Origin of the sequence: Achromobacter sp. ACM04 (assembly GCF_014851465.1) — a bacterium.
GTDB classification, from domain to species: domain Bacteria; phylum Pseudomonadota; class Gammaproteobacteria; order Burkholderiales; family Burkholderiaceae_B; genus Achromobacter; species Achromobacter aegrifaciens.
On sequence record NZ_JACUZS010000001.1, the window covers coordinates 416,702 to 429,513 of the forward strand.

The 12,812-nt window shown below is 66.1% G+C and carries 11 protein-coding genes; 5 read left to right on the top strand and 6 right to left on the bottom strand.

The window, feature by feature from the left end; all coding sequences use genetic code 11:
- Positions 1-6: 6 nt before the first annotated feature.
- Together IB259_RS02090 and IB259_RS02095 are read right to left on the bottom strand one after the other, a co-directional pair.
- Positions 7-792: a 3-oxoacyl-ACP reductase gene (locus IB259_RS02090; protein ID WP_175162609.1), complete on the bottom strand. Its 786-nt coding sequence runs from the start codon at positions 790-792 to the stop codon at positions 7-9.
- Positions 793-810: 18 nt separating this feature from the next.
- Positions 811-1,614, bottom strand: a complete 804-nt coding sequence (locus IB259_RS02095) for a FadR/GntR family transcriptional regulator (protein WP_054456557.1) — start codon at positions 1,612-1,614, stop codon at positions 811-813.
- Between the two features lie 245 nt (positions 1,615-1,859).
- Here IB259_RS02095 and IB259_RS02100 point away from each other — a divergent pair, with 245 nt between their 5' ends.
- On the top strand, positions 1,860-3,296 hold the full coding sequence (locus IB259_RS02100; protein ID WP_119449139.1) for an aldehyde dehydrogenase family protein: 1,437 nt from the start codon (positions 1,860-1,862) through the stop codon (positions 3,294-3,296).
- A gap of 90 nt (positions 3,297-3,386) precedes the next feature.
- Positions 3,387-4,091, top strand: a complete 705-nt coding sequence (locus tag IB259_RS02105; RefSeq protein WP_192327303.1) for a riboflavin synthase subunit alpha — start codon at positions 3,387-3,389, stop codon at positions 4,089-4,091.
- Between the two features lie 37 nt (positions 4,092-4,128).
- On the opposite strand, the gene IB259_RS02110 is transcribed toward IB259_RS02105, so the two are convergent.
- The 3 genes from IB259_RS02110 to IB259_RS02120 all read right to left on the bottom strand — a co-directional run bounded on the left by IB259_RS02110 (position 4,129) and on the right by IB259_RS02120 (position 7,533).
- Entirely contained in the window at positions 4,129-4,650 is a 522-nt protein-coding gene (locus IB259_RS02110) for a 2'-5' RNA ligase family protein (RefSeq protein WP_054456560.1), read from the bottom strand.
- Positions 4,651-4,714: 64 nt separating this feature from the next.
- Positions 4,715-6,208, bottom strand: a complete 1,494-nt coding sequence (locus IB259_RS02115) for a M81 family metallopeptidase (protein WP_192327306.1) — start codon at positions 6,206-6,208, stop codon at positions 4,715-4,717.
- A 23-nt stretch (positions 6,209-6,231) separates the two neighbouring features.
- Complete coding sequence (locus tag IB259_RS02120; RefSeq protein ID WP_175162611.1) at positions 6,232-7,533, bottom strand: MFS transporter; 1,302 nt, start codon at positions 7,531-7,533, stop codon at positions 6,232-6,234.
- Between the two features lie 195 nt (positions 7,534-7,728).
- On the opposite strand from IB259_RS02120, the gene IB259_RS02125 reads away from it, so the two are divergent.
- Both IB259_RS02125 and speG read left to right on the top strand, forming a co-directional pair.
- Positions 7,729-8,643 carry a LysR family transcriptional regulator gene (locus IB259_RS02125; RefSeq protein WP_175162613.1) on the top strand — a complete coding sequence of 305 codons (915 nt, stop codon included), beginning with the start codon at positions 7,729-7,731 and terminating at the stop codon, positions 8,641-8,643.
- Between the two features lie 57 nt (positions 8,644-8,700).
- Complete coding sequence (speG, locus tag IB259_RS02130) at positions 8,701-9,285, top strand: spermidine N1-acetyltransferase (protein ID WP_013393257.1); 585 nt, start codon at positions 8,701-8,703, stop codon at positions 9,283-9,285.
- A 60-nt stretch (positions 9,286-9,345) separates the two neighbouring features.
- Here the strand turns inward: speG and rtcR are convergent, their stop codons facing one another.
- A complete protein-coding gene (gene rtcR / locus IB259_RS02135; protein ID WP_175162615.1) occupies positions 9,346-10,959 on the bottom strand; it encodes an RNA repair transcriptional activator RtcR in 1,614 nt (537 codons plus the stop codon).
- 208 nt (positions 10,960-11,167) lie between these two features.
- Here rtcR and IB259_RS02140 point away from each other — a divergent pair, with 208 nt between their 5' ends.
- The gene (locus IB259_RS02140; protein WP_175162617.1) at positions 11,168-12,730 is read left to right on the top strand and encodes an RNA-binding protein; all 1,563 of its coding nucleotides are present in this window, start codon (positions 11,168-11,170) and stop codon (positions 12,728-12,730) included.
- Positions 12,731-12,812: the final 82 nt, after the last annotated feature.

A 12,812-nucleotide genomic window follows, 5' to 3' on the forward strand; every position in this document is an offset into this window, starting at 1 on the left:
CGCGGCTCAACCCTTCACCAGTCCGCCGTCGACGATCAGGTTCTGGCCCGTCACCGCGCGCGACCAGGGGCTGGCGAAGAACAGCACGGCGTCGGCGAATTGCTCGGGCGTGGTGACTTCGCGCAGCGGCGTGCCCGCGGCAATCATGTCGAAGACCGCGTCCGGCGTGGCCGCCGAGGCGTCGGTGGTGCGCAGCAAGCCTCCCGACACCATATTGACGGTGATGCCGTCCGCGCCCAGTTCATGCGACAAGGTGCGGGTGAAGGCCAGCAGCGCCGCCTTGGCCGCGGTGTAGTCGTGGTACGGCACCACCGGGTTCTGGACCAGGTTGGTGCCCACGTTGATGATGCGCCCGCCGCCAGCGGTCCGCATGGCGGGCAGAGCGGCCTGCGTGGTGTTGAGCGCGGCGCGCACGCTGCCTTCCAGCTGCGCGTTCATCTGCGTCCAGTCCAGCGCGCCGGCATGCGGACGGGCATCGCCGTTGAACTGGAAGGCGGGCAGGGCGTTGTTGACGACGGTGGTCACGGGCTGGCCGAAATGCTTGGCGGCTTGCGCGAACATGGCGGCGACGGCGGCCGGGTCGCGCACGTCGGCCTGCAGCGCGATGGCGCGGTCAGGCGCACTGGCGGCCAGTGCCTGCGCGCGTTCGGCGCTGTTCAGATAGTTGACGACGACCTTGGCGCCTTCGCGCAGGAAGGCGCGGGCGATGGCGGCGCCCAGGCCGCGGCTGGCGCCGGTGACGACGACGAGCTGCTGGTTCAGGTCCAGGGAGGGGCGTTGTTGCGATGACATGTGGTTAAGGCTTCCTGCTCAATGTTCCGAGCCGCTGTTCAGCATGCGGCTGCGGGCTTTTTCAATATGGGCGCGCATGACGTTGCGCGCGCCTTCGGCGTCCTGTTCCTGGATCAGCCGGTAGATGTGGCGGTGTTCTTCGATGGCGGCGCGGGTGCGCTTCCAGGGTTCGCTGTGGACCAGGTGGCGCATGACGTTCACGGCGTGGCTGACGTCGTACTCCAGGGATTTCAGCACCTGCACGAAGCGCTGGTTGCTGGTGGCCGCGGCGATGGCGCGGTGGAATCCGTAATCGTGATGGTGGGCGATGGCGCCGGAAGCGTCGGCTTCTTCGTAGCCGGTCAGCATGCGGTCCATTTCGCGCAGGTCTTCGTCGGTGCGGCGCAGCGCAGCCAGGTAGGCGCATTCGGGCTCGATCACCATGCGCAGTTCCAGGCCTTCCAGGATATGGCCGACGCGGCGCGCCGGGTCGACCGCGGGCATGCCGCCCATCAGGTCGGGCTTTGCGCGCACATAGGTGCCCGAGCCGCGGATGGAGTCCACCAATTGGTCTTCGCGCAGCCGATCCAGCGCCTGCCGCACCACCGGCCGCGATACCTCGAACAGCGCGGCCAGCTCCAGTTCCGTTGGCAGCTTGTTGCCGGGCGCGATCTTGCCGGTGGCAATGGCATAGAACAGGCTTTCGTAGACGCGCTCGGCAAAGCGTTCGGCGCGCACGTAGCCCAGGCCCGAAGCCACTTCCGCCAGCACGTCCAATTCAGGACGGGGGCGGTCCACGGCTTGCAGCAGCGATTCCAGCTGTGGATCCCGCACATTGCTCATCGTCATTCCTACATGCATTGCCGGGCTTGTCAGTCACCATGACAAATCCGGGGTGGCGTTAAGCCGCTGAATTATTAGGGATTACCCGAGGTGGCCGGGAAATATCCTGACTCTTGGGACAAAAGCTGTCAATTCAATTGACAAGTTGCGGCGCGCTCCCGTACCTTGATCCGAAACCAAAACGCAACCCGCGCGCGACGCCATATCCCCGCAACCGGCCGTTCGGCCGCTACTTTACTCCGCACATCGTGACTCAGAAGAACTTTATCGCCAACCAATGGGTGGCCGCCGCCACCGGTGAAACCATTCCCGTCCTGAACCCGTCCGATGGCAAGCCCTTCGAGGCGATCGCGCGTTCGGGCGCGGCGGACGTGGACCGTGCCGTGACTGCGGCGCGCGAGGCTTTTGAAGGCGAGTGGGGCCAGATGGCGCCCGCTGCGCGCAGCCGCCTCTTGATGCGTATCGCCTTTGCGCTGCTGGAGCGTCAGGAAGAGCTGGCGCAGCTGGAATCGGCCGACACCGGCAAGCCGATCAAGCAGGCGCGCGCCGACGCCGCCGCCGTTGCCCGCTACTTCGAGTTCTATGCCGGCGCGGTCGACAAGCTGCATGGCGAGACCATTCCCTACACCCCGGGCTTCACCGTGCTGACGGTGCGCGAAGCTCACGGCGTCACCGGCCACATCGTGCCCTGGAACTATCCGCTGCAGATCTTCGGGCGCAGCGTCGGCGCGGCCCTGGCCGCGGGCAACGCCTGCGTGGTCAAGCCCGCGGAAGACGCCTGCCTGTCGCTCTTGAAGCTGGCGGAGATCGCGGCCGAGGTCGGCCTGCCGGCCGGCGCCTTGAACATCTGCACGGGCTATGGCCATGAAGCCGGCGCGGCGCTGTCCGCCCACCCGGGCATCGACCACATCTCCTTCACCGGTTCGCCGCAGACGGGCAAGATGGTGGCGCATGCCGCCGCCGAAAACCACGTGCCGGTCACGCTGGAACTGGGCGGCAAGTCGCCCCAGATCGTGTTCGACGATGCCGACCTGGACGCCGCCATGCCGGTGCTGCTGGCCGCCATCATCCAGAACGCGGGCCAGACCTGCTCGGCCGGCAGCCGCGTGCTGATCCAGCGCGGCGTGTACGAAACGGTGCTCAAGCGCCTGTCCGACGCGTTCTCGGCCACCGTTACCGGTCCGGCCGCGGCCGACCTGGACGTGGGCCCCCTGATCAACGCGCGCCAGCAGGACCGCGTGCGCGGCTTCCTGGCTGAAGCCGAAGCTGAAGGCATGAAGGTCGCGGCCCGCGGCAAATTGAAGGAAGGCACGCCCGAGGCCGGTTTCTACCAACCGCCCGTGCTGTTCCGCGACGTGCCGCCCAACAGCCGCCTGGCGCAGGAAGAAGTCTTCGGCCCGGTGCTGGCCGCCATGGTGTTCGACACCGAGGAAGAGGCGCTGGAAATCGCCAACGGCACGCTGTACGGCCTGGTGGCCGGCGTCTGGACCCGCGACGGCGGCCGCCAGCTGCGCCTGGCGCGCAAGCTGCGCGCAGGTCAAGTCTTCATCAACAACTACGGCGCTGGCGGCGGCGTGGAGCTGCCTTTCGGCGGTTCGCGCCAGTCAGGCTATGGCCGCGAGAAGGGCTTTGAAGCGCTGTACGGCTTCACCACCCTGAAGACGATCGCCATCCGCCACTGATCCCGGCTTGCGGGCGGCCCGGCCCCTGGCAAAATATCGGTTAACGTTGATGTTTTGCTTCAGGGGCGCCGCCCCGCATTCAGGATCCGTATGTTCACCGGTATTGTTCAAGGCACCGCGAAGATCGCCAAGATCGCGGATCGCGAAGGCCTGCGCACTTTCACGCTGGATTTCCCCCCTGGTTTTTGCGTGGACCTGGCCATTGGCGCCAGCGTGTCCACCGATGGCGTCTGCCTGACCGTCACGGAAATCCTGTCCGAGAACCAGGCCACTTTCGACGTCATGCTGCAAAGCCTGGCCATCACCACCCTGGGCAGCTACCAGGAGGGCGACCGCGCCAACGTCGAGCGGGCCGCCAAGGACGGCGCCGAGATCGGCGGCCATCCCTTGTCCGGGCACGTGGATTTCACCTCTGAAGTGGTGATGGTGAAGTCGTCCGATACCAACCGCCTGATGCGCTTCAGCATCCCCGAGGCATTCCGCAAGTATGTCTTCGCCAAGGGCTATATCGCCATCAACGGCGCCAGCCTGACCGTATCGGAGGTCAACCGCGCCGAGGGCTGGTTCGAGGTCTGGCTGATTCCGGAAACCCGCCGCATGACGGTGTTCGAGGACAAGCAGGTGGGCGATTTCGTCAACATCGAGATCGAACGCAGCACCCAGGTGGTGGTCGATACCGTGCGCGAAACCGTGCAGGAAAGCCTGGGCAAGCTGCAGCCGCTGCTGGAAGCCATCCTGAAGGAAAAGGGGCTGACGCTGGAAGACTTCGTCAGTCCGCAGGGCAAGCTGAAGTAGTGAGCGGGGGCGGGCGGGGCAGGCGGCGCCTGGCCCCTCAGCCGGAAAGCCGGGCCGAAGTCAGGTCCGTCAGCACGCCATTTTCCAGGACAGCCATCGTCAACTTGTCGACCGTGCCGCGAATTTCAAGTCCGTTGCGGTTCAATTCATCGCACAGCGATTTCATCAGTGCCCGGTTGGTGGACGACCCCATGGTGATGTGCGGCACATAAGGAATGTCCAGGCGCAAGGTCGGCGCCAGCACCTGGCGGTACAGGGCGTCATGCAGCCGCGACAGCTGGCTGTGGCCTTCATCGGGAACCAGGTACGCGTAAGCGTGCGCGGGGTCGGCCCCCAGCATGGCGTAACGGCATACGAAGTCTATCGGGCCGTGCAGGCCTGCGACCTCTTCGAGGTGCTGCTGGTAGGCCTGTTCGTCGATGCCCGCGCAGCCGAATGCCATGGTGAAGTGCGCCTGCACCAGCGGATGCTGGCCGTCATGCTGGCGCCGGAACTCCTCGATGAACGCGGAGTCCGACGCGCCGAGGCGCGGATAGGCGAGCGTGTGGAGCTTTTTCATGCTTCCAGTCTGCCACTGCGCCGCGCGAAAGCAAACCCCGCCGGCTGGCGGCGGGGCGGGGCGTTCAGTAAGAGAACGGCTTGCCTTGCGGCCGCACGCGGATGCCGGGCTGCAGCCGGGTCCAGGGCAGGTCGGCCGGGTCGGCCTGCATCGGGCCGGGCGCCTTGGCCACCAGCACTTCGTGGGCGATGGGCTGGAAGTCCGCGCGGAAGTGCACGGAACTCTTCACCACCAGTATCGCCATCTCCTCGGGCTGCACGCCGCCGACGCGGAACAGGTTGCGGTCCAGCATCTGCGACTTGGTGGCGCTGACCACCACCCGCACGCCGCCGATGCGCAGGCCGGCCACGGCTTCCAGGTCCACGTCCATACCGTTCATCATCGGCCCGTCAAAGCGCAGCTTGCCGGGCGACAGGGTTTCGACCACGAACTCGCCTTCGAAAGCGGAGTCGCCCGCCACGCCCGATTGGCCTCCCAGGCTCAGGCGGACCTTGCCGCCGATGCCGGCCGCGGTGGCCTGGCGTACCGCCTCGGGGTCGTAGAACAGCCCCAGCGCGGCATTCTGGGCATCGGCCTGCACCAGCGCGCGCAGCATGCCGGTGGTGTTGGCGTCGCCGCCAGCGCCCGGATTGTCCTGCGTGTCGGCGATGACCACGGGGCGCGATGCGCCCGCCGCCAGCGCCTGCGCGCGGCGCACGGCCTCGGACGGATCGAGGAAGTCGGGCGACCATTGCGGCTCCAGTTCCAGCACGCGCTGGTACAGGGTTTCGGTCACGCGTTCGACGGCTGCCGCATCGGTGCCGTAGGCCCAGACCACCGGGCCGCACTCGGGGAAGTCCGCAGCCGGAAAGCCGGGCGCGAACGAGATGGAGGCCACGCCCGGAGTCTGCTCCAGGTTTTCCAGCAGCTCGTACACACCCTTGGACGGCTGCAGCATCGTGCACATGCCGTTGATCGGAATCAGGAAAGGCAGGCGGCGTTCGCTGCGGCTCCAGCTGTCGCCGGCCGCGATGCGGGCCTGCAGCAGGCGCGCCGCGTGCTCGCCGGTGTCGGCCATGTCCACATGCGGATAGGTGCGGAACGCGGCCAGGCCGTCGGCTTCCTGCAGCATCTGCGCGGTGACGTTGGCGTGCAGGTCCAGGCTGGCGATCACCGGCACGTCGGGCCCGACGATCTGGCGCACGCGCGCCAGCAGTTCGCCTTCACCGTCGTCCAGGTGTTCGGCGACCATGGCGCCGTGCAGGTCGAGGTAGACGGCGTCGTAGCTGCCGTTGCGGGCCGCGTCCAGGATTTCGCCGGCGATTCGTTCGTAGGCGTCGCGGGTTACATGGGCCGAGGGGCTGGCGCCCGCCCAGATCACGGTCTCGACCGTATGGCCCTGGGCCAGCGTCGCGTTGATGAAGCCGCCGGCGGGGATGTTGACCTCGCGCAGCGCCAGCATGTCCTTGCCGCGCACCATGGCGGGGAATCCTTCGCCGCGCACGAAGTTGTCGTAGGCGGCGAGCGACGGCGCGAAGGTGTTGGTTTCGTGCTGGAAGCCAGCAACCAGAATATGCATGATCGTTTCCTGTGGGTTGGACTTCAGGCGCGGGCGGGCGCGGAACGGGGCGGACGGTTCACCAGCAGGAGCAAGGCGCCTGCCACCAGCAAGGCGGAGATCACGTACAGGCCGCCAGCCAGCGTGCCCGTGGCTTCCTTGGACCAGCCGATGATGGACGGGCTGAGGAATCCGCCGAGCAGGCCGATGCTGTTGATGAGGGCGATGCCGCCGGCTGCTGCCTCTCCTTTGAGGTACTGCGAAGGAATCGCCCAGAATACCGTGTAGGAGGCCCACATGAAGCCCGTGGCCAGGGTGATCGCGCTCAGGGATAGCGCGAATTGCGTCGGCGCGGCGGTGGCGATGCACAGGGACACGCCGGCCAGGAGCGCCGGAATCAGCGTATGCCAGCGCCGTTCCTGCATGCGGTCCGAGCTGCGCGCGAACCACAGCATGAAGACCGCCGCGGCGATGTAGGGGATGGCGGAATACAGGCCGATCTCCATGGTGTCGTGCACGCCCGCCAGCTTGAGCAGCGTGGGCAGCCAGAAGCTGACGGCATAGATGCCGCAGATCAGGCAGAAGTAGGTCAGGGCCATGCCGTAGATGACGGGGTCGCGCAGCACCTGCTTGAAGGCGTGCTTTTGCTGCGTGCCGCGGGTCTCCAGGTCGGCCGCCAGCAGCGCTTTTTCGTCGGCGCTGAGCCACTTGGCCTCGGCCGGCTTGTCGTCCAGGTAGCGGTACGCGATGACGCCCAGCAGCACGCAGGGCAGGCCTTCCAACAGGAACATCCATTGCCAGCCGTCCAGGCCGTGCGCGCCCGAGAACGCGGTCATGATCCAGGCCGACACGGGGCCGCCGACGATGCCGCCGATGGGGCCGGCCAGCATCACCACCGCCATGACGCCGGCCATGCGCGACTGCGAGTACCAGTAGGTCAGGTAGAAGATCATGCCGGGCGCGAAGCCGGCTTCGAACACGCCCAGCATGAAGCGCAGGACGTAGAAGCTCCATTCACCCTGCACGAACAGCATCGAGGCCGAGGTCAGGCCCCACAGCACCATGATGCGGCTGATCGTGCGGCGCGCGCCGATGCGGGTCAGCAACAGGTTGCTGGGTACTTCGAAGATGACGTAGCCCAGGAAGAAGATGCCGGCGCCCAGGCCGTAGACGGCGTCGGAAATGCCGATGTCCTGCTGCATCTGGAGCTTGGCGAAGCCGATGTTGATGCGGTCCAGGTAGGCAAAGACGTAACAGAGCAGCAGGAAGGGCAGCAGGCGCCACGTGATCTTGCGATAGAGCGGGGCCAGGCGCGGGTCCGCGCCCGGCGTGGTCGGATGGGGCATTGCATGTCTCCTCGCGCGGGTCTGGCGCCCGCGCTGGCTGGGGTTGGGCCGGAAACCCTGTGGCTTCCGCGGCCGCCATTATTGGAAGACAGGGGCGTTCCGAACAATGACCGGGGTGATAAATTATCGTTGCCCTGTGGGCAACGCTTGAATCACCTTCAACCGGCGCCACCCGGCGCCCCAGGAACGCGGGATATGCAGGAAATCAGCCAGGTCCGCCTGAAGTACTTCAACGAGGTCATGGCCTGCGGCTCGATACGGGGCGCGGCCGACAAGCTGGATACCGCGGCCTCCGTGATCAGCCGGCAGATCCAGCTGCTGGAAAAGGAACTGGGCGTGCAGTTGTTCGAGCGGCGCTCGCGCGGGCTGACGCCCACCGAGGCCGCCGACATGCTGCTGGAGTACCACCGCGGCTGCCGCGCCCAGCAGGAACACCTGAACGCGCGCCTGCAGGAATTGCGCGGCATGCAGCGCGGCAACGTGCAACTGATGATCAGCGAAGGCTTCATCGACGGCCTGATGGAACACGTGATCGGGCCGTTCTGCATCGAGTATCCGCAGATCAACATCAGCGTCAACGTCGGTTCGGTCAATGAGGTGGTCGAGGCGGTGGCCTCGGACGCGGCCCACATCGGGCTGGCCTACAACCCGCCGGTGGACCCGCGGCTGCGCTGCCGCGCTAGCCGCAAGCATCCGGTCTGCCTGCTGGCGGGCCGCGGCCATGCCCTGGCCGCAAGGCGCGGGCCGCTGACCATCGCCGACATCATGCCCTATCCCTTCGCGCTGATGTCCGCGCCCTACGGGCTGCGCCAGGCGGTGGACCTGCTGGAATTCACGGAGCGCATCCATCTGACGCCCAGCCTTACCACCAATTCGCTGCGCGTACTGAAGCAGTACGCGATGACCGGGGCGGGCGTGACGCTGATGCCGAACCTGGGCGTGCATCATGAGCTGGCCAGCGGCGAACTGGTGGCCATTCCCATCGCGCATCCCATCCTGAGTGCGCCCGAATGCCAGGCGCTGCTGCGCCTGGGGCGGCCGCTGTCGTCCGCCGCCAATGAGGTCATGCGGCGCATCGAACAACGCCTGCCGGCGTTCGCGGGCGGCTGAGCGCCAGCGCGTCGGGCCGCGCCCGCTTACAATGGGCGCACTTTCGGAGGTATCACCATGTCGGTCACAACCGATATCAAAATACGCCCCCTGGAGCGTGGCGACCTGCACTTCGTGCACAAGATCAACAATAACGACGTCATCATGCGTTATTGGTTCGAAGAGCCTTACGAGGCCTACGACGAACTGGTCGCCCTGTATGACCGCCACTTGCACGACCAGAACGAGCGGCGGTTCATCATCGAGCACGACACCGGGCAGCCCGCCGGCCTGGTCGAGCTGGTGGAAATCGACTACATCCACCGCCGCGCCGAATTCCAGATCATCATCGCGCCCAGCTATCAGGGCCGGGGCTACGCCAAGGCGGCGACGCGCATCGCGGTGGGCTATGCCTTCCGCGTGCTGAACCTGCACAAGGTCTATCTGGTGGTGGACAAGGACAACACCGCTGCCGTGCACATCTATGAGCGCTGCGGCTTCCAGATCGAAGGGCTGTTGAAGGAAGAGTTCTTTTCCAACGGCGGCTATCGCGACGCCTACCGCATGGCGCTGCTGCAGCACGACCATCTGCGCGACGTGGGGCCTGGCGCGCCGGACGCGCCGGTGCTGCGCGACTGGCCGCAGGAAGAGCAGGCGGGCTGAGGCTGGCGTTGGCGCCAGCAAGACGCCGGACAGCGTCTGTTCGTTGCGGGCTGGGCGGCTTCAGCCTTCCCGGCCCGACACGCTTTCCCAGTTCAAGCCGAATTTCAGCAGATATTTGCGTAGACGGTCAGCGTCGTTGACCACGGTGCGTTGCGCGCGAGAGCGGTTGTACAGCTTGCGCCCCGCCTCGGACAGCGAGTCTGATTCCCGGCACACGCCGATGACGGCTTGGAGCTGCAAACGATCGAACAGGTCCAGGCCGTCGGCCGTGTCGCCCGGCAGCAGCGCGTCCAGGCGCGTCTTGTCGCCGTCGCGGTCCGCGGGCGCTCCCCGCTGCCATAGCCAGTTCAGGCGCTGGATTTCGGCTTCCACCAGCTCCAGCGGGATCCGGCCGCCGTCGGCCAGCGTCGCGAGCCGCGTGATGCTGGCCGACAGGTCGCGGAAGTTGCCGATCCATTTGGCCTCGGACGACTTGGCGAACTTCAGGTAGCGCGTGCGCGCTTCGGCGTTGAACCGGACCACGGCGCCCGTTTCCTCGGCGGACAGCATGAGCAGATGGTCGACGTTGGGCTCGATGTCTTCGGGCCGTTGCGCCAATCCGGGCAGGTCATAGGACCACAGGTTGATGCGCGCATACAGGTCTTCGCGGAAGCGCCCCTGCGCCACGTCCACGCGCAGGTCGCGGTGGGTGCCGGCGATCAGCTGGAAGTCGCTGCTGGTTTCGCGGTCGCTGCCCATGGGCAGGAAGCGCTTTTCTTCCACGGCCTTGAGCAGCATGGCCTGCTCGTCCAGGCCGAGTTCGCCGATTTCGTCCAGGAATAGCACGCCCTGGTGGGCCGTGCGCAGCAGCCCGGCCCGGTCCGCGGCCGCGCCGGTGAAAGCGCCTTTCTTGTGGCCGAACAGCGTCGAGGCGGCGCCGTCGCCGCGCAGCGTGGCGCAATTTACCTCGACGAATTCGCCCTGGACCTGGTGACGGGACTTTTTCAGTTCGTACATGCGTCGCGCCAGGTGCGACTTGCCCGCGCCGGTGGGGCCGGTAAGCAGGATGGGCGCCTGCGAGCGCACCGCCACCCGTTCTATCTCTTCGATCAGCGTATTGAATGCCTTGTTGCGCGTGGCAATGCCGCTCTTGAGGAATTGCAGCGCGTCCTCGCGCGCCTGACTGAAGCGGCGGGCCAGCACGTCGTAGCGCGACAGGTCCAGATCGATCAGCGTGTACTTGCCAGGGCCTTCGCCCGCCTGCTTCCTGGGCGGCGCGGTCTGCAGCAACACGCCAGGAATGGCGCGCGACTCCACCATCAGGAACATGCAGATCTGCGCGACGTGCGTGCCGGTGGTGATGTGCGCCCAGTATTGCTCGCGCTCCGGGTCGAAACGATAGCCGCGCGTCCAGTCGTAAAGCGCCGCGTACATCTCGCCAAAATCCCAGGGATCGGCGAAGTCCATCGGGATCAGGTTCACGACGGTGTCGGGCGAAAGGTTGGCGATGTCTTGCTGCATCACCTGGGCCAGCGCCTTGTAGCGCGTCGGATAGAACAGTTCGAGCCGGTGGATCAGCGTGTCTTCGTGCTGGACCAGCGATACCGTGGGCCGCCATTTCGCCCAGCGGCCCGCGCCTTGGCCAGCATCCAGCTGGGTGCCAAGGAAGCCGATGACGACGTTCTTCTTTTGCATAGTTTTTTGGATAAAAATACTAGCTAATATTCTATATAAATTCAGGAGGCGATGAGGCGGGATTCTCTTTCCACTAGCTTTTGAAATTAATTAGTAGTTAAAAATCAATGGCTTGAGGAAAATTTGCGAGCGACCAGGCAAAGTTGGCACGCCATTTGCATAAGGGGATACATAGACAACGAATCGCATGTAAGAAGGAGAACGCTCCATGGTCAACACACAACTCTTCCAATCCCTGCGCGGCGCGCTGCTGCCGGCAGCCTTGGACGCCAATCGGGAACAGGCGCCGGCCTACGAATTCGGCCCGCGCCATCAACTGGCCCAGCTCGCCGTTACCGGCTGCCTGCGCCAGACGTTCTACGCGCAGGCGCAGGATCAGTTGGATCGCGTGCTGGCGCTGGCCGCAGCCGTGGAGCCGACCTTCGTGGCCAAGACCGCGATCCATGCCCGCGAATCCGGCCATATGAAGGACATGCCGGCGCTGCTGGCCGCAATCCTGGCGGTGCGCGACCTGAGCTTGCTGGCCCAGGTGTTCCCGCGGGTGGTGGACAACGGCAAGATGCTGCGCAACTTCGTGCAGATCCTGCGTAGCGGGGCCGTGGGCCGCAAGTCGCTGGGCACTCGGCCGAAGAAGCTGGTGCAGCGCTGGTTGCTGCAAGCCACGGAAAAGCAGTTGCTGAACGCGGCCGTGGGCAATGCGCCGTCGCTCGCCGACGTGGTGAAGATGGTGCATCCCAAGCCTGCCGAGGCATGGCGCGCGGCCTGGTTCGCCTGGCTGATCGGCAAGCCTTATGACGAAGCTGCGCTGCCGCCCGCGACGCAGGCGTTCGAACGCTACAAGCGCGATGCCACGGGCGCGCCGCCGGACGTGCCGTTCCAGATGCTCACCTCGCTCGAAATGGGGCCGGCGCAGTGGGCGCAGGTCGCGCGGGCCGGATCCTGGCAGATGGTGCGCCAGAACCTGAATACCTTTGCGCGGCACGGGGTGTTCGAACTGCCGGGCATGGCGAAGGCCATTGCCGCCAAGCTGCGCGATCCGCAGGCCGTGGCCCAGGCGCGGGTGTTGCCGTACCAGCTCATGTCGGCCTTCAAAGCGACGGGCGAGGCGGTTCCGGCGGTGGTGCGGGGTGCGCTGCAGGACGCGATGGAGCTGGCGATCGCCAACGTGCCTCGCTTCAGCGGCCGCGTCGTCGTGTGTCCCGACGTGTCGGGGTCGATGCAGTCCGCGGTAACGGGTTGGGCCGGGTCGGCGACGTCGGCGGTGCGTTGCATCGACGTGGCGGCCTTGGTGGCAGCCGCAGTGCTGCGCAAGAATGGCAGCGCCCGAGTGCTGCCATTCGAGTGCGACGTGGTCGATGTGCGGCTGAATTCGCGCGATTCGGTCATGACCAACGCCCAGAAGCTGGCTGATGTCGGCGGAGGCGGCACCAGCTGCAGCGCGCCGCTGGCTTACCTGAACCGGGAACGGGCGAAGGTGGACCTGGTGATCCTGGTCTCGGACAACGAGTCCTGGATGGATGCGCGGCGCCAGGGCGCGACCGAAACCATGCGCCAGTGGGAGGCGCTGAAACAGCGCAACCCGCGTGCGCGGCTGGTGTGTATCGACATTCAGCCGCAGGCGACCACGCAGGCGGCGGAGCGTTCCGACATCCTGAACGTGGGCGGTTTTTCCGACGCCGTGTTCGAGATGGTGGCAATCTTTGCCGAAGGACGGATGGGCGCCGAGCACTGGATGGGCGAGATCGAGGCCGTGTCGCTGGGAGTCCAGTAGGCGGCGCAGGCCGCCGCAGGAAATTGATGTACCGATTACGCGCGAATGCCGGCAGGACTACATCGGATGCCACGGGGTTCAA